Genomic DNA, 22098 nt, shown 5'->3' with positions numbered 1-22098 from the left:
CACCATACGGCTCCTCGATGACCACTTCGACCCAATTCCCGCCCGCGATCGCGCCGCTCGACGACGCGCTGCGCACGCGCCTGCAGCACGTGATCGACCACAAGACCAAGCCGCCCGGCAGCCTCGGCCAGCTCGAGGCGCTCGCGCTGCAGATCGGCCTGATCCAGCGCACCGAGCGGCCGATCGTGCAGCGTCCCGTGACGATCGTGTTCGCGGGCGACCACGGGATCGCGGCCGAGGGCGTCAGTCCGTATCCGCAGGCGGTGACTGCGCAGATGGTCGCGAACTTCCTCGCCGGCGGCGCGGCGATCAACGCGTTTTCGGGTGTCGCGCAGAGCACGCTCGAGATCGTCGATGCGGGCGTCGCGTCGCCGCTGCCGTTGTCGGACCGGCTGGTGTCGCTGCCGGTCGCGCGCGGCACGCGCAACTTCGCGGCGGAGCCCGCGATGACGCGTGAAGAAGCGATGAAGGCGCTGGCCGCGGGCGCGGCGCGTGTGCGCCTGCACGCGTCGCTCGGCACGAACGTGATCGGCTTCGGCGAGATGGGGATCGCGAACACGTCGTCGGCCGCGTGCCTGATGAGCCGCCTGCTCGACGTGCCGATCGACGCATGCGTTGGCCGCGGCACGGGCCTCGACGACCAGGGCCTCGCGCACAAGCGCGCGGTGCTCGGCCGCGCGCTCGTCAAGCACTCGCATGCGATCGCGCCGCTCGACGTGCTCGCGACGTTCGGCGGTTTCGAGATCGCGATGATGACCGGCGCGTACCTCGCGGCCGCGAGCGAGCGGATGACGATCCTCGTCGACGGCTTCATCGCGACCGCCGCGCTGCTCGTCGCCGAGCGCATCGCGCCCGGCGTGCGCGACTACTGCGTGTTCTCGCATACGTCGCACGAGGCCGGCCACCGGCGCATGCTCGAGCATTTCGGCGCGAAGCCGCTGCTCGCGCTCGACCTGCGGCTTGGCGAAGGCACCGGCGCCGCGCTTGCGCTGCCGCTGGTGCGCGCGGCGGCCGCGTTCGTCAGCGAGATGGCGAGCTTCGAATCCGCCGGCGTCGACGATCGTGACGCCTGAGCGCACGCGCGGCATGCGGGCCGAACTGCGCTACTTCTTCGTCGCGCTCGGCTATTTCACGCGCGTGCCCGTGCCGCGCTCGATCGGCTACGCGGCCGGCGATCTCGACCAGGCCGCGCGCTATTTCCCGCTCGTCGGCGCGTGCGTCGGCGCATGGGGCGCGCTCGTCTATCTCGTCGCGCTGCGTGTGCTGCCCCCGTCGATCGCGGTCGGGCTGTCGATGGCGGCGACGCTGCTCGCGACCGGCGCCTTCCACGAAGACGGCCTTGCCGACAGCTGCGATGCGTTCGGCGGCGGCTACACGCGCGACGACGTGCTGCACATCATGCACGATTCGCGGATCGGCACGTTCGGCGCGGTCGCGCTCGTCATCGCGCTCGGTTTGAAATGGCAGGCGCTGGCGTCGATGCTGCCGCTGCGCGCCGCATGGACGATGATCGCCGCGCACGCGGCGAGCCGCGCGATGGCCGTGAGCCTGCTGACGACGCTCGACTACGTGCGGCCCGAAGGCAAGGCGAAGCCGGTCGCGCAACGAATGGGCGCACGTGCGGCGTGCGTCGCGGCGCTGTTCGGACTGCCGTGGCTGTTCTGGCCGGACTGGCGCATGGGGGGTGCCGCATGCGTGGCGCTCGTGCTCGTGCGCGCGTGGGCGGCCCGCTATTTCGTGAAGCGGATCGGCGGTTATACGGGCGACTGTCTCGGCTTCGCGCAGCAACTGGGCGAACTGGCGATCTATCTGGTGGTGCTCGGGTGGACGTCGTCCTGATCCGTCATCCGGCCGTCGGCATCGAGCCGGGCGTCTGCTACGGGCGCAGCGACGTGCCGCTCGCCGAATCGGCCGATGGCGGCGCGCAGGCCGTGCGCATGCATCTGGCGAAGCGGGGTATGCCGTCGCCCGAACAGGTGTGGACGAGCCCGCTGACGCGCTGCGCGTCGGTTGCCGAACGGCTCGCGCGGACATTCGACGTACCGCTGCTGTGCGATGCCGACTGGCAGGAAATGGATTTCGGCGGATGGGAAATGCAGCGCTGGGAGGATATCGACCGCGCGGCGCTCGATGCGTGGGCAGCCGACCTGATGCATGCGTGCGCGCACGGCGGAGAAAGCGTCGCGCGATTCGTCGCGCGGGTGGCGCGGCAGGCCGATGCGCTGGCGGCGTTCGACGGACCGCAATGGGTCGTCACGCATGCCGGTGTGATCCGCGCATTTGCGTCGCATGTGTTGCGCGTGCCGCTCGACACGTTGCTGTCGCGGCCCGTGCCGACGGGTGGGGGGGTGTGGCTGCGCAGGGAAGACGCCGCGCGAACGTGGGAAGTCGTGCACTGGGATGCATAGGTGCGCTTGCGTCTGCCTATGAACGACGCTGCGCACCGAGCTGTCTCGAGCACCCACGCATCCGGCATCGGTGCGCGATGCATCCGCAACCCGCCGGAGATCAGCGCGCCGGCCGCCGCGCACGCGCGGCATCCAGATCCTCGCACAGCGCGGCCGCGCCCTGCGCGATTCGCGGTGACGGCCGCGTCAGCAGATCGCCGTCGATCGCGAACAGGTTGTTGCGCGCCACGGCCGTCAGCGCGGGCCACGCGCGCCAGCGCGCGAGGCTCGGCAGCGGTTCGTTCGAACGGGTCGCGCCGGCGCTCGTCGTCACGATCGCCTCCGGATTCGCCGCGAGCACGGCCTCGTCGGTCACGGTCGGCGCGAGCGGCTTGAGCGACGCGAACACGTTGCGGCCGCCGCAGAGTTCGAACACTTCGTTGATCAGGTGCGTGCCGTTGAGCGTCGTCAGCGGGCGGTCCCACACCTGGAAGAACAGCGTGACGGGCGGGCGTGCCGCGTAGCGTGCGCGCAGTGTTGCGATGTCCCGCGTAAAGGCGGCCGCGGCGGCATTGGCGGCCCGTTGCGTGCCGAGCAGCGTGCCGAGCCGGCGCAACGACGACGACACGTCGTCGAGATGCTTCGGTTCGCTGAAGAACAGCGGGATGTGGAGCGCGCGCAGCGCGTCGGTCTGCCGCTCGGCGTTGCCGTGCCGCCAGACGACGATCAGGTCGGGCTTCAGCGCGGCGATGCGTTCGAGATCGAGCGCCTTGTTGTCGCCGACGCGCGGCACCGCCTGCGCGGCGGCAGGATAGTCGCTGTACGTGACGGTGCCGACGAGCTTCGCACCGCCGCCGGCCGCGTAGACGAGCTCGGTCGCGTGCGGCGCGAGGCTGATCACGCGCTGCGCGGGCGCGGGCAGCGTGACCGTATTGCCGGCGTCGTCGCGGGTCGTGACGTCGGCGTGGACGAGCGGCGCGTGAGCGAGCGCGACCAGCAGTGCGGCGGGCTTTAGCCGGCGGAACAGGCGTGCACTCATGCGGAGGCCTGCTGCAGCAGCGGCACGCAATGGGCGAGCGCATCGCCGAGGCGCTGCCATTCGGCTTCGCTGCCCGGCAGGCCGATGCGCACGCTCGACGGCGTCGGGAAGTACCGCGTCCAGATCCCGCGCGCCGCCAGCGCCGCGTGCAGCGCCGCGGCGCGCGGATCGTCGGTCCAACTGAAGAGCGATGTCGCGCGCACCGCGAAGCCGTGCGCGCGCAGCAACGTGGCCAGTCGTTCGGCGTCGGCCGCGAGCCGATCGCGCGCGGCAGCTTGCCACGCGCGATCGGCGAACGCCGCGGCGACCGCGTGGCGCGCGGGGCCGCCGACCGTCCATGCGCCGAGCCTGTCGCGCAACGCGACGATTTGATCGGGGCATGCGAGCACGAAGCCCGCGCGGATCCCGGCCAGCCCGAAGAACTTGCCGACCGAGCGCAGCACGACGAGCCCCGCGCGATCGACCTGTGGCGCGAGCGATGGCGTCGCGCCCGTATCGGCGAACGCTTCGTCGACGATCAACGTGCCGCCGCGTGCCGCCAGTTGCGCATGCCAGCCGAGCAGGCGTTCGGTCGGCACGAATTCGGCGGTCGGGTTATTCGGATTTCCGACGATGACGTGGCGCAGCGTCGCGGGCAGCGTATCCGCGCGAATGTCGAGCGGGACGACGCGATGGCCGTGGCGCGCGAACGCAGGCGCGTATTCGCCGTACGCGAGCGCCGCGACGCCGGCGTCGCCGGCCGGCAGCAACGCCGGCAACGCGCGGATCGCGGCCTGGCTGCCGGCAACCGGCAGCACGTGCGCGGCATCGGGCGCGCGGTAGTACCGTGCGGCGCAGGCCGCGAGGCCGTCGCCGTCGTCGGGCAGCCGGCGCCAGGCGTCGGCCGGCACGGGCGGAACCGGGTAGCCGACCGGATTGATGCCGGTCGACAGGTCGAGCCACGCGTCGTACGGAATGCCGTGGCGGCGGGCGGCCTCATGCAGGTTGCCGCCGTGCGCGATGGATGAATCAGACATGATGGGTGGCCATGACGAGTGCGCTGCTCGCGACCAGCAGTGCGAGCCACAGCGCGAGCGTGCGAGTGACGAGCGACAGCGCGGCGACGATGTGAAGGGCGGTGGCCGTGGCGCCGGTGCCGAGCGCCGGCCGATCCTCGATCTCGCCGTGATAGACGGCCGCGCCGCCAAGCTGCACGTTCAGGCTGCCGGCGCCCGCGGCCATGACGGGGCCCGCGTTCGGGCTGTCCCAGTGGCGCGCCTGCGTGCGCCAGCAGCGCCACGCGGCGGTCGTGTCGCCGAGCAGCGCGTAGCTCGCGGCGGTGAGGCGCGCGGGAATCCAGTTCAGCGCATCGTCGATGCGCGCGGCGGCCCAGCCGAAGGTCAGGAAGCGCGGCGTGCGGTAGCCCCACATCGCGTCGAGCGTGTTCGCGAGCCGGAACAGCAACGCGCCGGGGCCGCCCGCGACGACGAACCAGAAGAGCGCGCCGAAGATCGCGTCGTTGCCGTTTTCCAGCGCCGATTCGACGGCCGCGCGCGACAGCGCACCTTCGTCCGCATTGCTCGTGTCGCGCGACACGATGCGCGCGGTCAGCGTGCGCGCCGCGTCGAGGTCGTGCCGCAGCAGCGCGGCGGCGATCGGCGCGACGTGGTCGGCGAGGCTCTTCGCGCCGAGCGCGAACCACAGCAGCGCGACGTGCAGCGCCGCCGCGAACGGCCAGGGCAGCGCGGCGACGAGCCATGCCGCGACGGCCACCGGCGGCACGACCGCCGCGAGCCACGCGGCGACGCCGACCACGCGGCCGCGCCGGCCGGTGTTCAGCGCGGCTTCGATGCGCGCGGCGACGCGGCCGAACGCGACGAGCGGATGCCAGCCGGCCGGCTCGCCGATGGCGCGGTCGACGATCGCGGCGGCGACCGCGAGCATCGCGACGACGGGCAGCGACAGCATCAGCATGACGGTGCGCCTGCCTTGAGGTCGAGCGGCAGCCCGGCAACCAGCAGCGTGACGCGTGTCGCGAGCGCGGCGACGCGCTGGTTCAGGCGGCCGAGCTCGTCGACGTAGCGGCGCGTGACCGACCCGAGCGGCACGACGCCGAGCCCGATCTCGTTGCTGACGACGATGACCTTCGCGCGCGCGCCGCGTAGCGCGTGCTCGAGCCGCTCGACGTGCGCCGCGTACTGCGCGTCGTCGAGCGGTGCGCCGTCGGCGGGGCACAGCAGGTTCGTGAGCCACAGCGTCAGGCAGTCGACGAGCAGGCACGCGTGCGGATCGTCGAGCCGCGCGAGCGTGCCCGCGAGATCGACGCTCGCGTCGGCGAACCCCCAGTCGGCCGGCCGGCGCGCGCGGTGATGCGCGATGCGCTGCGCGAACTCGGCATCGGCGGCGGTCGCCGTCGCGATGTAGGTGACGGGGCGGCCGCTGTCGGCGGCGAGCCGCTCGGCATGCGCGCTCTTGCCCGAGCGCGCGCCGCCGAGGACGAAGGTGAGGTCGTGCGGAATCATCGCGTGATTGTAACGGCGCGGGCGACCCGGCGCGGGCGATAATGCCGCCTTTGCTTCGCGACACCTTTCACACGATGAATGCACCCGAGCCGCGGCCGCGCGGCACGCTGATGATCCAGGGCACGACGTCCGACGCGGGCAAGAGCACGCTCGTCGCGGGCCTGTGCCGCCTCGCGCGCCGCGGCGGCGCGCGCGTGGCGCCATTCAAGCCGCAGAACATGGCGCTCAACAGCGCGGTGACGGTCGACGGCGGCGAGATCGGCCGCGCGCAGGCGTTGCAGGCGCTGGCCGCTGGCGTCGCGCCGCATACGGATTTCAATCCGGTGCTGCTGAAGCCGACGAGCGACCGCGGCGCGCAGGTGATCATTCACGGCCACGCGCGCATGAACCTCGACGCACGGGCGTATCACGACTACAAGCCGGTCGCGTTCGATGCGGTACTCGAGTCGTATGCGCGCCTACGCGCCGGTTACGACACGGTGATCGTCGAAGGCGCCGGCAGCCCGGCCGAGATCAACCTGCGCGACGGCGACATCGCGAACATGGGCTTTGCCGAGCGCGTCGACTGCCCGGTCGTGCTCGTCGCCGACATCGATCGCGGCGGCGTGTTCGCGCATCTGGTCGGCACGCTCGCCTGCCTGTCGGACAGCGAGCGCGCGCGCGTGCGCGGCTTCGTGATCAACCGCTTCCGCGGCGACCTCAAGCTGCTCGAGCCGGGGCTCGACTGGCTGCGCGCGCAGACGGGCAAGCCGGTGTTCGGCGTGCTGCCGTATCTGCACGGGCTGCTGCTCGACGCCGAGGACATGCTGCCGGCCCAGGCGCGCAGCGCCGCCGCCCGCGGCGATGCCGGCGTGTTGCGCGTCGTCGTGCCCGCGCTGCCGCGCATCAGCAACCACACCGATTTCGATCCGCTGCGCGCGCATCCGCAGGTCGAATTCACGTACTGGAAGAGCGGCCCCGTGCCCGACGCCGACCTGCTGATCCTGCCCGGTTCGAAGAGCGTGCAGCGCGATCTCGCGTGGCTGCGCGATGCGGGCTGGGACGCGCTGATCCGGCGCCATCTGCGCTACGGCGGCAAGGTGATCGGCATCTGCGGCGGCATGCAGATGCTCGGCCGCACGCTCGACGATCCGCTCGGCCTCGAAGGCGCGCCCGGCAGCGTGCCCGGGCTCGGGCTGCTCGATTTCGACACGACGCTGCAGCCCGACAAGACGCTGAAGAACGTGACCGGTCAGCTCGCGCTGCCGGGTGCGGCGGCCGTGCGCGGCTACGAGATCCACATGGGCGACACGCGCGGGCCGGCGCTCGCGACGCCCGCGCTGACGCTGGCCACCGATGCCGCGCGGGACGGCGCGCGTCCCGACGGCGCGAGGTCGGCCGACGGCCAGATCCTCGCGACCTACGTGCACGGGCTGTTCGACGCCCCCGACGCCTGCGCGGCGCTGCTCGCGTGGGCGGGGCTCGACGGCGCGGCCCGCATCGACTACCCGGCGCTGCGCGAGGCGTCGCTCGAGCGGCTGGCCGACACGTTCGCCGAGCACCTCGACCTCGACGCGCTGTACGCCGAGTTTCGTTGAGAGCGCGCCGTCCGCCCTCGCTTTTTCCGCGCGATCGCGTACAACAGAGGAGGGCGGAGGTCCGCCCGAAGGAGGGCGACGATGAGGGCTCGATGGTGGTGGAGCGTACTGCTCGCGGCGCTGCTGGGCGTGTCGGCGGCCGCGCATGCGTGCGATTCGTATGCGCCGGGCGGCGGCCAGTCCGGCGGCGACGCCACGCAAGGCAAGAGCGGTTACTGAGCGGGATGCAGGGCATGATCGGTCATGCCCTTTTTTGTGACTTTATTCGTTCTCGAATGGAATCAATTTAAGCGGTCTGGCGTGTTTATCGGTCGAATGGGTTCGAATAGAGTGCGATCCATTCCCATCCACTTCCTAAGGAATCCGTCATGAACGCCACTCGCCTGAACGAATTCGCCGCGACGCTGCTGCGCGTCGCCCTCGGCGTGCTGTACCTCGCGCACGTCGCGCAGAAAGTATTCGTCTTCACGCTGCCCGGCACGGCGCAGTTCTTCGCGTCGATCGGCCTGCCGGGCTGGCTCGCGTACCTGACCACGTTCGTCGAACTGGCGGGCGGCCTCGCGCTCGTCGCGGGGTTCCGCGTGCGCATCGCCGCGCTGGTGCTGCTGCCGTTCATGCTCGGCGCGGTTGCCGCGCATCTGCCGAACGGCTGGAGCTTCGCGTCGCCGCACGGCGGCTGGGAATATCCGGCGTTCTGGGCCGTCACGCTGGCCGTGCAGGCGCTGCTGGGCGGCGGTGCGTTCGCGCTCGGCGCGCGGGAGGCCGCGGTCCAGCGTGCGTGACGTGAAGGAAAGCGGACGAAAGTGGTGCGTGGGTCCACACCACCGGTTCCGGTGACCCCCCGTTTGCCGATATCATCGCTCCCTGTATCCGCAATCGAGCGGCGCCTGCCATGCGGCCGGCGCCGCGCGGCTTTTTCGGGGGAATTCATGACGGTCATCGTGGTGGCGAATCCGAAGGGCGGCGTGGGCAAGAGCACGCTGTCCACCAATCTAGCCGGCTATTTCGCGGCGCAGGGCGCATGGGTCGCGCTGGCCGACCTGGACCGGCAGCAGTCCGCGCATGCGTGGCTCGACCTGCGGCCGGCCGGCTTGCCGGCGATCGAGGCGTGGGAGCTCGATCCGGAGGCGCCGTCGAAGCCGCCGCGCGGGCTCGAATATGCGGTGATCGATACGCCGGCCGGCCTGCACGGCACGCGGCTCAACGTCGCGCTGCAACTGGCCGACAAGGTGATCGTGCCGCTGCAGCCGTCGATGTTCGATATTCTCGCGACCCAGCAGTTTCTGGAACGCCTTGCCGGCGAAAAGGCCGTGCGCAAGGGCAGCGTCGAGGTCGGGATCGTCGGGATGCGGGTCGATGCGCGCACCCGCTCGTCCGACCAGCTGCACCGGTTCGTCGAAGGCCTCGGCCTGCCGGTGCTCGGCTACGTGCGCGACACGCAGAACTACGTGCAGATCGCCGCGCACGGCCTGACGCTGTGGGACGTCGCGAAAAGCCGCGTCGAGAAGGATCTCGAACAGTGGCGGCCGATCGTCGAATGGGCCGAACGTCGCGTGCCGAAGGCCGAGAAGGCCGTCAAGGCTTCCTGAGCGGCCGGGCCGTCCGGCCGGCGCGATACCCGAGACTCAATGAGAAAGGGCCGGATCCCGTGGCTCACGGGTATCCGGCCCTTCAGCGCCAAGCGGCATCGCCGGCCGCGGGGGCGCCGCTCAGCTTACGTCCAGTTCTGCGTCGGCACGTGATCGCGGTGGCCCTTGATCTTGTTGCCTTCGTCGATGAACACGAGCTTCGGCTTCCAGCCGGCCTGCAGTTCCGCTTCGTCGACCATCGCGAATGCCGCGATGATCACGAGGTCGCCGAGCTGCGCGCGGCGTGCGGCCGAGCCGTTCAGCGAGATCATCCCGCTGCCGCGTTCGCCCTTGATCGCGTAGGTCGAGAAGCGCTCGCCGTTGTTGATGTTCCAGATGTCGATCCGTTCGTTTTCGATGAGGCCCGCCGCTTCGAGCAGGTCTTCGTCGATCGCGCACGAACCTTCGTAGTGCAGTTCGCAGTGCGTGACCGCCGCACGGTGGATCTTCGATTTGAGCATGTGGCGCTGCATGGTGTCTCCGTGATGCGTCGTGAGAGGCGCGGGTGGGCCGCCCGTCAGATTTCCAGGTTGTCGATGAGGCGCGTCGCGCCGAGCTTCGCGGCCGCGAGCACGACGAGCGGCTCGCCGGCTTCGAGTTCGGCGGCGCTCGGTGCGATCAGGTTCGCGCGGCGGCGGATCGCGAAGTAGTCGGGCACCCAGCCGCGTTCGGCCAGATGCGCGTGCGCGTGCTGCTCGAGCTTGCCGAGATCGCGTTCGCCGGCGAGCACGCTGCCGCGCACGCGCTGCAGCGTTTTCGCCAGTTCGGGCGCTTCGTTGCGCTCGTCGGTCGTCAGGTAGCGGTTGCGCGACGACAGCGCGAGGCCGTCCTCGTCGCGCACGGTTTCGGCGGCGATGATGTCGACCGGCAGCGCGAGCTGCTGGCACATCCGGCGCACGATCATCAACTGCTGGTAGTCCTTCTTGCCGAACACGGCGACGCGCGGCTGCACGCAGGACATCAGCTTGGTGACGACCGTGCACACGCCGGCGAAGAAGCCGGGCCGGAACTCGCCCTCGAGGATCCCGCCGAGATCGTCCGGCGGCAGCACGCGATACTCCTGCGGCTCAGGGTACATGTCGCGCTCGGTCGGCGCGAACAGCACGTACACGTTTTCCTGCTGCAGCTTCTCGATATCGTCCTGGAGCGTGCGCGGGTACTTGTCGAAATCCTCGTTCGGGCCGAATTGCAGCCGGTTGACGAAGATGCTCGCCACGACCGGGTCGCCGTGCTGGCGCGCGAGGCGCATCAGCGACAGGTGCCCTTCGTGCAGGTTGCCCATCGTCGGCACGAACGCCGTGCGGTTCTGTCCGCGCAGCTGGTCGCGCAGTTCCTGGATCGAGCTGATGACTTTCATGATCGGGTAGCGGGTTCCTCGCGCAGGCGCGCGTTGACGCCGCGGCAGCGGCATCGGGGTCGAAGCGGAGAACGCCGGCGCGCGGGCGGCGCATCGGGCGTCGGCGGATTGTAGAGGATTTGGCCGCGCGACGCATCGATAAAAGAACGATCGTTCACTTTATAGTGGGACGTGTCGGACACCCGCCGGACGGCCGTTCGCCGCGGCGAAGCGGCGAGCGTCGGGATGCACCGGGGAACGGAAAGCGGGGGGCAGCGCTTACGCGGGCAGGTAAGCGAGACGCACGTAGATCGGCGCGAACGGTTCGGCCTGCGTGATCTCGAGCAGCGATTCGCGCGCGAGTTCGAGCATCGCGATGAAGTTCACGACGACGACCGGCACGCCGCGCGACGTGTCGAACAGTTCGGCGAATTCCATGAAGCGCGCGTTCTGCAGCCGGCGCAGGATCAGGCTCATGTGTTCGCGCACCGACAGCTCCTCGCGGGAGATCTTGTGGTGCTGGACGAGCTTCGCGCGCTTGAGCACGTCGGCCCACGCGGCGCGCAGGTCGTCCGAATTCACGTCGGGAAAGCGCGGCGTGACGCTCTGCTCGATGTACACCTCGGCGCGCAGGAAATCGCGGCCAAGCTGCGGCAACTGGTCGAGCCGCTGCGCGGCGAGCTTCATCTGCTCGTACTCGAGCAGCCGGCGCACGAGTTCGGCGCGCGGATCCTCGGCTTCCTCGCCGGTGTCGGCCTTCTTGACCGGCAGCAGCATCCGCGACTTGATCTCGATCAGCATCGCGGCCATCAGCAGGTACTCGGCCGCGAGCTCGAGGTTCGACGTGCGGATCTGGTCGACGTAGCCCAGATATTGCGCGGTGACCTGCGCCATCGGGATGTCGAGCACGTTGAAGTTCTGCTTGCGGATCAGGTACAGCAGCAGGTCGAGCGGGCCTTCGAACGTCTCGAGGAACACCTCGAGCGCGTCGGGCGGGATGTACAGATCCTGCGGCAGCTTGAACAGCGGCTCGCCGTACAGGCGAGCGAACGCCGCGACGCCGTCGACCGTGTCGGGCGTCGAATCGGCGCCCGCGGGCGCGGCGATCGCGTCGTCCTGCCGGGCGGCGCTGGCCTCGTCGGCGGCGCTCACGTCGTCAGAAGTTCTGGTAGTAGACGTACGACGTTTGCTTCACGCGCGATTCCTGCTGCTCGGCGCGCTCTTCGAGATCGATCGGCTGCTTGTCCCACAGCAGGGAACGGCCCTTGCGTTGCTCTTCCTCGAGCGTCGGCTTCTGCTGCTTGAGCTGGTTCAGGAACTGCGTGACGTCGGACTGGTACGGCATGGCTGGATCTTCCGTTTCGGGCGGCGCACGATGCGCCGGATTCTCGATGGCGGGATTTTACCGCATCGCGGGGAACAGCCGGCGCCAATCGCGCGTCGAACCGCGGGCCGGCGCCGGCGGGCGTCGTGCCGCGGCCCGGCCGGGGCCTTGGCACTCTTTCACAATCGTTTGGCTGTGACGTCGGCGCCCTGTGGTCAAATACAGGGTTTTCCACGAAAACGTAACACTTCAGGACGGCGAGGTCATATTTGGCGGGGCAGTCGAACCAGCAAGCACACACGGCGCATGACGCGGGCCGGCGCGCGGCACGCGATCGCGCCGACGCCGCGGCCCGCGTCGCGCGGGCGGCCCTCGCGGGTTGCCTGGCCGCGTGCTTCGCGCTGCCGGCCCACGCGAAGTACGACGTCGACATCGACGCGCCGCGTTCGATCCGCAAGCTCCTGAAGACGCACCTCGATATCGCCCGCTTCGCGAAGCGCGACGACATCAGCGACGACCAGTTCGACTTCCTCGTGACCGCCACGCCGCAGCAAGTGCGCGACCTGGCCGCGACGGCCGGCTATTTTTCGCCGGTCGTGCGCACCGACGTGCGCACGCGCGACGGCAAGCGCGACGTGCGCATCGCGGTCGATCCGGGCAAGCAGACCGTCGTGTCGACGGTCGACCTGACGTTCAAGGGGCCCGTCGAAACCGAGGATCCGAAGCAGGAGACGGCCACCCGGTTCGCGTTCTCGATGAAGCCGGGCGACCCGTTCACGCAGTCCGACTGGGACGACGCGAAGGGCGCGGCGCTCCGGCAACTGCAGTCGCGCCGCTATCTCGGCGCGAAGATCGCGTCGTCCGAGGCGCGCATCGATCCGCGCACGCAGCGCGCGACGCTCGCGGTCGCGTTCGACAGCGGTCCGACGTTTACGATCGGCAAGGTCGACGTCGACGGCGTGCGCCGTTATCCGGAAAGGATCGTCACGAACGTCAATCCGCTGTCGGAAGGCGAGATCTACGACGTGCGGCGGATCGCCGAACTGCAGCGGCAGCTGCAGAACACGCCGTACTACGCGAGCGTCGCGATCGACGTCGGCGACGATACGTCGAAGCCCGAGCGCACGCCCGTGCACGTGAAGGTCAGCGAGTTCCCGTACAACAACATCCGCGGCGGCGTCGGCTTCGCGACCGATACCGGGCCGCACGTGCAGGGTTCCTATACGTATCTCGACACGTTCGGCGCCGCGTGGCCGCTGACCGTGTCGGGCCGGGTCGACCAGATCCAGCAGTACGGGCAGGTCCAGCTGTCGATGCCGCCGGGCGAGAAGGGCTGGACCAACAGCGTGCTCGCGTCGTACACGAACACCAACGTGTCGGACACGCGCATCTACAGCGCGCGCGTCGGCGTGCAGCGCACGCGCACCGGCCAGTTCATCGACTATGCGTATTCGCTGATGTACTACCAGGATCGGCTCGACCAGAACGGCGCGGGGCCGACCACCAGCCGCGCGCTGGTGCCGCAGTGGGCGTGGACCCGCCGCAACGTCGACGATCCGCTGTTCCCGCGCTCGGGCAACCTGATTCACGCGGAGGCCGGCTTCGCGGTCAAGCACGTGCTGGCCGACGAAACCTTCATTCGCGGCTACGCGCGCGGGCAGCAGTACCTGCCGATCGGCAAGCGCGACCTGTTCGTGTTCCGCGCGGAGCTCGGCGGCGTGTTCACGAGCGGCAGCTCGACCGGCGTGCCGGCGTCGCTGCTGTTCCGCGCCGGCGGCTCGAACTCGGTGCGCGGTTACGGCTACCAGAGCATCGGCAACAGCGTCGACGGCTCCGTTTTGCCGACCAAGTACCTGATGACGGGCACGGCCGAATACCAGCACTGGTTCAACCGCGACTGGGGCGCCGCGACGTTCTTCGACATCGGCACCGCGACCGATGCGTGGGGCGAGCGCGTGTTCTACCCGGGCGTGGGCGTCGGTGCACGCTGGCGCAGCCCGGTCGGCCCGATCAACGTCGACGTCGCGTACGGCTTGCGCAACCACAGCGTGCGCCCGTACCTGACGCTCGGCATCGCTTTCTGAACCTGCCGTCCTATCGACGACGACCCGCACGACGAACCGCATGACGAAGGACCCGAACGACACGCCGCCGCCTCACGATCCGGATTCGCCCGACGGCGCGCCCGGCACGCCGCCGCGCGCGCCGCGCCGCGGCCGGGCGTGGCGTGCCGTCGCGTGGACGCTCGCGACGGTCGTGCTGCTCGTCGTGCTGGCGGTGGGGCTCGTGCTGGGCGCGGTGACGACCGAGCGCGGCACGCGGCTCGCGTGGCAGGTGGCCGGCAAGGTGCTCGGCACGCGGCTCGCGGGCACGCTCGAAGGCGGCTCGCTCGCGACCGGCGTGCGTTTGCGCGGGTTCGCGTGGACCAGCCCCGACGGCACCGGCACCGAGGTTCGCATCGACCGGCTCGACGGCCGCTGGGCACTGACGCGTGCGCCGTGGCGGCTGTCCGTCGCCTATCTGCGCGCCGGCACGATCGACGTGCGGATTGCGCCCGGGCCGTCGACGCCGAGTAAGACGCCGCAGGACCTGAGCCTGCCGCTGCAGGTGCGGATCGACGACCTGCGCGTCGATCGCCTCGCCATTCACGAAGGCACGTCGACGACGCAGCTCGACCATCTCGCGCTGAACGGCCGCAGCGACGGCCGCCACCATGAACTCGTGCTCGACGGCGTCGATACGCCGTACGGCGCGCTGACCGCGCGCGCGAAGCTCGACGGCGTGAAGCCGTTCGCGCTGACGGGCAACGCGACCTACGTGGGCAAACTCGCCGATGAACCGGTCAATGCGAGCGCGAACGTGTCGGGGTCGCTCGAAGCGCTCGTCGCCGACGTCTTCGCGAGCGGGATGAAGCTGAACGGGCGCGCGCACGTCGAAGCCGCGCCGTTCGGCGCGGTGCCGCTCACGCGTGCGTCGCTCGCGTTCGACCACGTGAACCCGCAGGCGCTGTCGCCCGGCGCGCCCGTGGCCGACCTCGCGGTGCGCGCGGAACTCGCACCGGTGAGCGCGCCGGCCGGCTCGGCGCCCGCGAAGGGCTTCGCGGTGACGGGGCCGGTGTCGATCGTCAACGCGAAGCCGGGCACGCTCGGCGACCATCTGCTGCCGTTGATCGACGCGCACGCGACCGTGCATCTCGACGCGCACGCGCAGCGCATCGACGGTCTCGCGCTGAAGCTGATTCGCGACGGCAGCGTGACCGGCGGCGGCACGCTCGCGGGCGGCAAGGGCCGTTTCGACCTGAAGGTCGCGAACCTCGACCTGAACGCGTTCGTCGCCGAACTGCGGCCGATGCGCCTCGGCGGCCCGCTCGGCGTGACGCTCGCGGGCGACGTGACGACCGTCGATTTCAACCTGAACGACCCGAAGCTTGCGCTCGGCGCGCGCGCCAAGGTCGCGCTGACGCGGCAGCAGACCGTGCTGACCGATACGCGCGTGACGGCGGCCAAGGGACGCATCGACCTGACGGGCGTGTTCCGCCACGACGCGCATTCGACCTATGACGCGAAGGCGACGCTCACCGCGTTCGATCCGCTGCTGCTCGCCGCGATGAGCGCGCCGAAGGCAGGCGGCGGGAAGGCGCCGGCGAAAGCGGCCAAGGCGCCGGCCAAGCGCGGCGAGACGCGCGTGTCCGGCACGCTGACGGCGTCGGGCGCGTTCGCGCCGCAGGTGTCGACGAAGGCGACCTTCAAGCTCGCCGACAGCCTGTACGACGGCGTGCCGCTGACCGGCGCCGGCGTCGTGCAGCTCGCCGGCTCGCGGATTCTGCCGAGCAACGCGAACCTGTCGATCGCAGGCAATCACGTCGACCTGCGCGGCAGCTTCGGCGCGCCCGGCGACCGGCTGCGCTTCGTCGTCGACGCGCCGCAGCTCGACCGGCTCGGCTTCGGCGTCGAAGGGCTCGTGCAGGCGCAGGGCGACCTGACCGGCAGCTTCGCGCATCCGAACGTGACGGCCACCTACAAGGCCGAGCACGTCGTCGTCGGGTCGAACCGGATCGGCACCGCGCAGGGCCGCGCGGACATCCGCGACGGCGCGCATGGCGCGCTCGTGTTCACGGCCGACGCGGCCGACATCGCGCTCGGCTCGTTCAAGCTCAAGTCGTTGCGCGCGAACCTCGACGGCACGCGCGCGAAGCACACGCTCGACGCGTCGGCGCTCGGGATGGCCGGCGGCCGCGTGATCGACCTGACGCTCGCGGCGAACGGCGGCGTGGTCGAGAACCGCGACGGCATGCGCTGGGACGGCACCGTCACGCGACTCGCGAATCGCGGCACGCCGACGCTCGCGCTGCAGGCGCCGCTGACGATATCGGCCGGCGCCGGCCGCGTGACGCTCGGCGCGACGCGGCTCACGCTCGAAGGCGCGGCGATCGACCTGAAATCGTTCGTGTTCGATCGCGGCCAGATGCGCTCGGCCGGTTCGGTGACCGGCGCATCGGTCGCGCGTTTCCTCGAGGTGCGCCAGGAACTGACCGGCCAGCGGCCGCCGGTGCGCACCGACGTCGTGCTCGATGCCGACTGGGATTTCTCGCTTGGTGCGAACGCGACGGGCTACGTGCAGGTGAAGCGCCGCGGCGGCGACGTGACGATCGAGACCGGCCGCGGCATCGCGTCGCTCGGCCTGACCGACCTGTCCGCCCGCGCGAGCTTCGCGCCCGGCAACCGGCTCAACGTGACGGCGCTCGCGAAGGCGAGCCGGATCGGTACGCTCGACGCGAACGTCGCGGTGCCGTTCGCGCTGCGCGACGGCGTGTTCGGCATCGTCGACGACGGCCCGCTGTCGGGCCGGATCGATGCCGACATCCCGGCGCTGAAGACCACCGGCAACCTGTTCGGCCCGAGCTACCTGCTCGGCGGACGCGCGGCGCTGAAGCTGACGGTGTCGGGCACGCCGGCGAAACCGAACCTGTCGGGGACGCTGACGGGCGACGAGTTGTCCGCGACGCTGATCGACCAGGGCGTCCAGTTGAAGGACGGCATCGTGCGCGTGAAGCTGTCGGACAACCTCGTCGAATTCCAGCAGGTCGAGTTTCACGGCGGCGACGGCACGCTGCGCGCGCTCGGCCGCGTGCGCCTCGACGGCGAGGCGCCGGACCTGACCGCCAGCATCGTCGCGGACAAGCTCGAGCTATTCGCGGCGCCGGACCGCAAGCTGTCGGTGTCGGGCAAGGCCACCGTCGCGAACGACGGGCCGCGCGGCGCGCTGGCGATCGACGGCAAGTTCGTCGTCGATCGCGCGCTGTTCGACCTGCCCGAGCAAGGGGCGCCGCACCTGTCGGATGACGTCGTGATCGTGCAGCCGGACGGCACGGTGCGCGGCGAGACGCCTACCGGTACCGCGGCCGCGAAGCCGAAGCCGGTCGAAAACAAGCCGGCGCCGTCGCTGGCGCCGCGCGCGAACATCGACGTCGGGCTCGGCAACAACTTCCGCTTCAAGGGCCACGGCGCGGATCTCGGGCTGCGCGGCACGATTACCGTGATGAGCGCGCCGGGCGTGCCGCTGCGTGCGATCGGCAACGTGCGCGTGACCGAAGGCTCGACGTACACGGCGTTCGGCCGCAAGCTCGCGGTTGAGAACGGCTTCTTCACGTTCAATGGCCCGGTGTCGAACCCGGGCGTCAACATCCTCGCGATGCGGCGCAATCAGGAGGTCGAGGCCGGCGTGCAGGTAACGGGCACGATCCAGGCGCCGACGGTCAAGCTCGTGTCGGAGCCGAACGTGACGGACAACGAAAAGCTGTCGTGGCTGCTGTTCGGGCACGGCACCGACCAGGGCAACAACGTCGGCCAGCAGGGCGCGATGACGGCGGCGCTCGGGCTGCTCGGCAGCGTGACCGGCAAGCGGGTCGCGCAGACCTTCGGCCTCGACGAGGTGTCGGTCGGCCGCAGCGAAGTCGGCCTGACCGATCCGCAGGTCGTGCTGGTGTCGAAGGCGATCAACGAGCGGTTCGTGCTCGGCTTCGAGCAGGGGCTGCAATCGGCGAGCAACGCGTTCAAGGCGACGATCAACCTGACGCGCTTCTGGTCGGTGTCCGCGTACGGCGGCACGTTCCAGGGCGTCGACCTGAACTACACGCGGCGCTTCGACCGGTGGTTCGGGCAGCGGTGACGGCGGGGTATGCGCGACAGGGCGCCGGGAATGTCCCTGTCGCGCTGCACGTGGTGGGCATCGGGGCCTCAAGAGTCTGGTTCAGCATTCTTGCTCGTCGCCAAGGCCGTAGTTGCAAGCAAAGGGATCGTGCCATTTAATTTTTTTATATAGCAAATCGACTGCTCCCCCTCTTGACCAAAATAATGTCGAAGTTCCGCCTGAATATAGTTGGAATTTGCCTGAGCTGTCGTCGCTGAATGTAATTGTCCCAGTTGTGTAGCACGGGGAGTAGCGTTCTGTCGTGATCGTGTAACTCTCGACAGGATATGCCTTTTCGAAATAATGTCTCACTTGGTTGATCGTTGGTTTAAATTTCTTGCATCCTTCCGTCAAATTGGAGTCTTGGGTGTCAAGATTTAATCCCGTTTCATCGACCGTCACTTTTTTTACGGTCCTTGCTTGGGTTGTTGTTTGTAATGTTATAAAAACAAGTGCGAGCAAGAGTCTGGTTGGTCTGGAATTTACCATCTTGCGGTGATTGCTTCTGTCGGTGTTTTATAGGATAGCTGGGGGTGGCGATAAATTTCCTGGGGTAAAATATAAAGAGTCTCAGTTAACTCTTTGATTAGCCATTGCAGTGATGAATTTTGCTTTTCTGTGACGTCTTCGTAAACTTTCTCCTTCCGGTTGGTGCCGGGTACGTCTTTGTCGTGTGATTCTCCAACTAATTCAATACCAATCGAGTCGTTGTTCGATGGATAGCGATTCGGCCATGTTTTTTTGTGCTCATGAATCGATAGCTTTGTATATTTGTGTTCCATTCCGGACGCTATCTTCAATTCCGCGGCCGGGCATTCATGTGTAATGATGCAGCGAGATTTGAGTTTCCCGACATGATTGGTTCTTTTGATTAGTGAAGCTGTTTGATAGATTGTTCCGTCTTTGTCGATTAGGAAATGTGCGCCATTGGCACCTTTTTTCCTGTAGCTATTGAAGGTGCTTTCTGCTGTTGGGCTGTCTGTTTGATGAACGACGATTCCATTAACTGTGTTCATCGGGCTTCGCTCAATTTCTGAAAATATCTTGACCTGGATGCGCTCTGCATCGACATGGCCTTGTTTTGAAATGAATAGCATGATATGCCCCGTTTTCAGATGGTCTTGTTGGCTTTAATGTCGTAACCCATGCCCACTGTTCCGACGCTACCGCCCTGGGCGTTCTGAGTCACGTATTCCTGCTTCACACGCGAGAAAGATAATCGGACTTCTTCGCGCGGGACCCGCATGTTGGGATTGCTAACCGGCTTGACTCCGGTAATGAGCACGTCCTCCATCGTGATCTTCAGGTATTCGAGTGGTTTGCTGCCAGCTTTACGCATCACCAGCTCAGCACTGTCGACGGGCCTGCCTGTCAAGCAATACTGAATCAGATTCGGTGTGGCGCGATCGATATAGTGCTCGAACGTTAGATCGTCAACGGCGCATCTGCCTGCGCCACCACCGCTTCCGATGTGCATATTGGATTGCTGGCTTACCGACCAGGTCCACGTTAGTACCTCGATTTCATTCAAATGACTGCGATCGGGCGACTCGCCCTCGATACCCGCGATCTTCAAGAAAATATCCTGCGCCATCTTACTTCTCCTGTCGGATTATTGAGAAATCGAAGGCACCGGTCTGCTGCTCAAGGACTCTCGTGTGAAAAGTTACTCATCCCGGAGCATTGAATCCATAGGACATGTATCGTTTTGACGGATTTTTGCGTTGGCGTCGGGATAGCCCCGCAGGCCGTTGCAAACGGGGAGCAGCGTGCGGTAGCTGTCATTGGCGCTCGCAAGGCCAGCGTCGGCAACCGCGTGGCGCAGGCAAAAAAAACCCCGCACGCTACCGACGTGCGGGGTTGTTGCGCTGGCAGCGCGCGCCGCTTACTTCACGCGCATGCCCGGCTTCGCGCCGCTGTGCGGTTCGAGGATGTAGAGGCCCGGTTCCGCCTTCTCGTCGGTGGCCGACGCGGCGAGCACCATCCCTTCGGACAGGCCGAACTTCATCTTGCGCGGCGCGAGGTTCGCGACCATCACCGTCAGCTTGCCGACGAGCTGCTCGGGCTGGTACGCGGACTTGATGCCCGAGAACACGTTGCGGGTTTTTTCCTCGCCGACGTCGAGCGTGAGTTGCAGCAGCTTGTCCGAGCCCTCGACGGCCTGGCATGCGACGATCTTCGCGATGCGCAGGTCGATCTTCGCGAAATCGTCGATCGAGATCGGTGCGTCGTCGGCGCCGGTCGCGACGGCGGGCTTCGCGTTCGCCTTCGCGTTGCGCTTCGCATCCTTCGCGGCGTTCGTGCTCGCGGCGGCCGCACCCGTTGCCTCGGCCTGCAGCGAATCGCGGTTCGCGGCGAGCAGCGCTTCGAGCTGCTTTGCGTCAACGCGCGTCATCAGGTGCTGGTACGCCTTGATCGGCTGCGCCGACGACAGCGGCTTCGCGGCATCGGCCCACGCGAGCGGCGCGATCCCGAAGAACGCCTCGACCGCAACGGCGACGCGCGGCAGCACCGGCTTCAGCGCGAGCGACAGCAGGCGGAACGCCTCGAGGCTCACGCTGCAGGTTTCGTGCAGCGCGACCGCGTTGGCCGGATCCTTCGCGAGATCCCACGGCTTCGCGCCATCGACGTATGCGTTCACTTCGTCCGCAAGCTCCATCGTGTGGCGCAGCGCGCGGCCGTATTCGCGTGCTTCGTAGCTTGCGGCGATCTGGGCAATCGCATCGCGCAGCTTCGCGACGAGCGGATGATTCATCGCGCTGTCCTGCACGCGGCCGTCGAAGCGCTTGATCAGGAAGCCGGCCGCGCGGCTCGCGATGTTCACGTACTTGCCGACGAGATCGCTGTTTACGCGCGCCTGGAAGTCGTCGAGGTTCAGGTCGATGTCTTCCATCGTCGCGTTCAGCTTCGCCGCGAAGTAGTAGCGCAGCCACTCGGGGTTCAGGCCCGTGTCGATGTAGCTTTGCGCGGTGATGAACGTGCCGCGCGACTTCGACATCTTCGCGCCGTCGACGGTCAGGAAGCCGTGCGCGAACACGTTGGTCGGCGTGCGGTGGCCCGAGAACTCGAGCATCGCGGGCCAGAACAGCGTGTGGAAGTACAGGATGTCCTTGCCGATGAAGTGATACTGCTCGGCCTTCGAGCCCGGGCGGATCCACGCATCGAAATCGATGCCGTTACGGTCGCACAGGTTCTTGAAGCTCGCGTAGTAGCCGACCGGCGCGTCGAGCCACACGTAGAAATACTTGCCGGGCGCGCCCGGGATCTCGAAGCCGAAGTACGGCGCGTCACGCGAGATGTCCCAGTCGGCGAGCTTGGCTTCGCCGGCGTCGCCGAGCCATTCGCGCATCTTGTTGGTCGCTTCGGGCTGCGCGAGGCCGCTCACCCATTCGCGCAGGAACGATTCGCAACGCGGGTCGGACAGGCGGAAGAAGTAGTGCTTCGAGGTCTTGCGCACCGGCGTCGCGCCCGACACGACCGAATACGGGTTCAGCAGTTCGGTCGGCAGGTACGTCGAGCCGCACACTTCGCAGCTGTCGCCGTACTGGTCCTTCGCGTGGCACTTCGGGCACTCGCCCTTGATGAAGCGGTCCGGCAGGAACATTTCCTTGACCGGATCGTAGGCCTGCTCGATTTCGCGCTCGGCGATCAGGCCGGCTTCCTGCAGCGCCAGATAGATCTTTTCGCTGAGCACGCGGTTCTCGTCCGAATCGGTCGAGTAGAAGTTGTCGAACGACACGCCGAAGCTGTCGAAGTCGCGCTTGTGCTCGGTCCACACGCGGTCGATCAGCTGCTTCGGCGTCAGGCCTTCCTTCTCCGCGCGCAGCATGACCGGCGTGCCGTGCGTATCGTCGGCGCCGATGTAGTAGACCTCATGGCCATGCATTCGCAGCGTCCGCACCCAGATGTCGGTCTGGATGTACTCGACCAGGTGGCCGATGTGGATCTGCCCGTTGGCATAGGGCAGTGCGGACGTAACGAGGATCTGGCGGCTGCCTTGCGGCGCCGCAGCCTGCACGGGAGTGAGGTCGGATGCGGACATAGGGTCTGGAGAAGAACAGCGGGAAAAACGACGGGAAACCGCGATTCTAGCAGGGGCGCGGGCCAGCGCGGCGGG

20 protein-coding genes are annotated in these 22098 nt (G+C 68.1%); 9 read left to right on the top strand and 11 right to left on the bottom strand.

Features of this window, described 5'->3' with window-relative positions; translation table 11 throughout:
- Positions 1 to 17: 17 nt before the first annotated feature.
- Genes cobT through cobC form a run of 3 tightly spaced genes read left to right on the top strand, consistent with a single transcriptional unit; the run spans position 18 to position 2408 of the window.
- On the top strand, positions 18 to 1073 hold the full coding sequence (gene cobT, locus CFB81_RS12625) for a nicotinate-nucleotide--dimethylbenzimidazole phosphoribosyltransferase (RefSeq protein WP_089435478.1): 1056 nt from the start codon (positions 18 to 20) through the stop codon (positions 1071 to 1073).
- Between the two features lie 13 nt (positions 1074 to 1086).
- Positions 1087 to 1839, top strand: a complete 753-nt coding sequence (locus CFB81_RS12620) for an adenosylcobinamide-GDP ribazoletransferase (RefSeq protein WP_089435834.1) — start codon at positions 1087 to 1089, stop codon at positions 1837 to 1839.
- Positions 1824 to 2408, top strand: a complete 585-nt coding sequence (cobC, locus tag CFB81_RS12615) for an alpha-ribazole phosphatase (protein ID WP_089435477.1) — start codon at positions 1824 to 1826, stop codon at positions 2406 to 2408. Before CFB81_RS12620 ends, cobC begins: the two co-directional genes overlap by 16 nt.
- 100 nt (positions 2409 to 2508) lie before the next feature.
- Here the strand turns inward: cobC and CFB81_RS12610 are convergent, their stop codons facing one another.
- From CFB81_RS12610 to cobU, 4 genes are read right to left on the bottom strand one after another with little or no spacing between them, the layout of a single operon-like run.
- Positions 2509 to 3426, bottom strand: a complete 918-nt coding sequence (locus CFB81_RS12610; RefSeq protein WP_089435476.1) for a cobalamin-binding protein — start codon at positions 3424 to 3426, stop codon at positions 2509 to 2511.
- Positions 3423 to 4442 carry a threonine-phosphate decarboxylase CobD gene (gene cobD, locus CFB81_RS12605; RefSeq protein ID WP_089435475.1) on the bottom strand — a complete coding sequence of 340 codons (1020 nt, stop codon included), beginning with the start codon at positions 4440 to 4442 and terminating at the stop codon, positions 3423 to 3425. Before cobD ends, CFB81_RS12610 begins: the two co-directional genes overlap by 4 nt.
- Positions 4435 to 5379 (bottom strand): adenosylcobinamide-phosphate synthase CbiB, encoded by a 945-nt coding sequence (gene cbiB, locus CFB81_RS12600; RefSeq protein WP_089435474.1) that lies wholly within the window; start codon positions 5377 to 5379, stop codon positions 4435 to 4437. The genes cobD and cbiB overlap by 8 nt, the downstream gene beginning before the upstream one ends.
- Complete coding sequence (gene cobU, locus CFB81_RS12595; protein ID WP_069620374.1) at positions 5373 to 5927, bottom strand: bifunctional adenosylcobinamide kinase/adenosylcobinamide-phosphate guanylyltransferase; 555 nt, start codon at positions 5925 to 5927, stop codon at positions 5373 to 5375. Before cobU ends, cbiB begins: the two co-directional genes overlap by 7 nt.
- 74 nt (positions 5928 to 6001) lie before the next feature.
- Here cobU and CFB81_RS12590 point away from each other — a divergent pair, with 74 nt between their 5' ends.
- The 4 genes from CFB81_RS12590 (at position 6002) to CFB81_RS12580 (ending at position 9093) form a co-directional block, all read left to right on the top strand.
- Entirely contained in the window at positions 6002 to 7504 is a 1503-nt protein-coding gene (locus CFB81_RS12590) for a cobyric acid synthase (RefSeq protein WP_089435473.1), read from the top strand.
- 81 nt (positions 7505 to 7585) lie between these two features.
- Complete coding sequence (locus tag CFB81_RS36075; protein ID WP_176730242.1) at positions 7586 to 7723, top strand: hypothetical protein; 138 nt, start codon at positions 7586 to 7588, stop codon at positions 7721 to 7723.
- Positions 7724 to 7872: 149 nt separating this feature from the next.
- Positions 7873 to 8286 (top strand): DoxX family protein, encoded by a 414-nt coding sequence (locus CFB81_RS12585; RefSeq protein WP_089435472.1) that lies wholly within the window; start codon positions 7873 to 7875, stop codon positions 8284 to 8286.
- Positions 8287 to 8433: 147 nt separating this feature from the next.
- Positions 8434 to 9093 (top strand): ParA family protein, encoded by a 660-nt coding sequence (locus CFB81_RS12580; protein WP_089435471.1) that lies wholly within the window; start codon positions 8434 to 8436, stop codon positions 9091 to 9093.
- A gap of 125 nt (positions 9094 to 9218) precedes the next feature.
- Here CFB81_RS12580 and panD read toward each other — a convergent pair whose 3' ends face one another.
- The 4 genes from panD to CFB81_RS12560 all read right to left on the bottom strand — a co-directional run bounded on the left by panD (position 9219) and on the right by CFB81_RS12560 (position 11813).
- Positions 9219 to 9605, bottom strand: coding sequence for an aspartate 1-decarboxylase (panD, locus tag CFB81_RS12575; protein WP_006484038.1), 387 nt, complete (start codon positions 9603 to 9605; stop codon positions 9219 to 9221).
- 44 nt (positions 9606 to 9649) lie between these two features.
- The gene (gene panC, locus CFB81_RS12570; RefSeq protein ID WP_089435833.1) at positions 9650 to 10489 is read right to left on the bottom strand and encodes a pantoate--beta-alanine ligase; all 840 of its coding nucleotides are present in this window, start codon (positions 10487 to 10489) and stop codon (positions 9650 to 9652) included.
- Between the two features lie 258 nt (positions 10490 to 10747).
- Complete coding sequence (locus CFB81_RS12565) at positions 10748 to 11620, bottom strand: ScpA family protein (protein WP_021164248.1); 873 nt, start codon at positions 11618 to 11620, stop codon at positions 10748 to 10750.
- A gap of 4 nt (positions 11621 to 11624) precedes the next feature.
- On the bottom strand, positions 11625 to 11813 hold the full coding sequence (locus CFB81_RS12560) for a DUF3460 family protein (RefSeq protein ID WP_006478107.1): 189 nt from the start codon (positions 11811 to 11813) through the stop codon (positions 11625 to 11627).
- 248 nt (positions 11814 to 12061) lie between these two features.
- Between CFB81_RS12560 and CFB81_RS12555 the strand changes: the two genes are divergently transcribed.
- Both CFB81_RS12555 and CFB81_RS12550 read left to right on the top strand, forming a co-directional pair.
- Positions 12062 to 13876, top strand: coding sequence for an autotransporter assembly complex family protein (locus CFB81_RS12555; protein WP_089435470.1), 1815 nt, complete (start codon positions 12062 to 12064; stop codon positions 13874 to 13876).
- Positions 13877 to 13916: 40 nt separating this feature from the next.
- Positions 13917 to 17960, top strand: a complete 4044-nt coding sequence (locus CFB81_RS12550) for a translocation/assembly module TamB domain-containing protein (protein ID WP_089435469.1) — start codon at positions 13917 to 13919, stop codon at positions 17958 to 17960.
- A gap of 503 nt (positions 17961 to 18463) precedes the next feature.
- Here the strand turns inward: CFB81_RS12550 and CFB81_RS12545 are convergent.
- The 3 genes from CFB81_RS12545 to metG form a co-directional block, all read right to left on the bottom strand.
- Complete coding sequence (locus CFB81_RS12545) at positions 18464 to 19078, bottom strand: peptidoglycan recognition family protein (RefSeq protein WP_089435468.1); 615 nt, start codon at positions 19076 to 19078, stop codon at positions 18464 to 18466.
- Positions 19079 to 19092: 14 nt separating this feature from the next.
- The gene (locus CFB81_RS12540; protein WP_089435467.1) at positions 19093 to 19575 is read right to left on the bottom strand and encodes a type VI secretion system tube protein Hcp; all 483 of its coding nucleotides are present in this window, start codon (positions 19573 to 19575) and stop codon (positions 19093 to 19095) included.
- 291 nt (positions 19576 to 19866) lie between these two features.
- Complete coding sequence (gene metG / locus CFB81_RS12535) at positions 19867 to 22023, bottom strand: methionine--tRNA ligase (RefSeq protein ID WP_089435466.1); 2157 nt, start codon at positions 22021 to 22023, stop codon at positions 19867 to 19869.
- Positions 22024 to 22098: the final 75 nt, after the last annotated feature.

The sequence above is a fragment of the Burkholderia sp. AU28863 genome (assembly GCF_002223195.1).
In the GTDB taxonomy this organism is placed as follows: domain Bacteria; phylum Pseudomonadota; class Gammaproteobacteria; order Burkholderiales; family Burkholderiaceae; genus Burkholderia; species Burkholderia sola.
The sequence above is the reverse complement of the archived record's forward strand: the minus strand, read 5'-3'. Positions and strand labels throughout refer to the sequence as shown.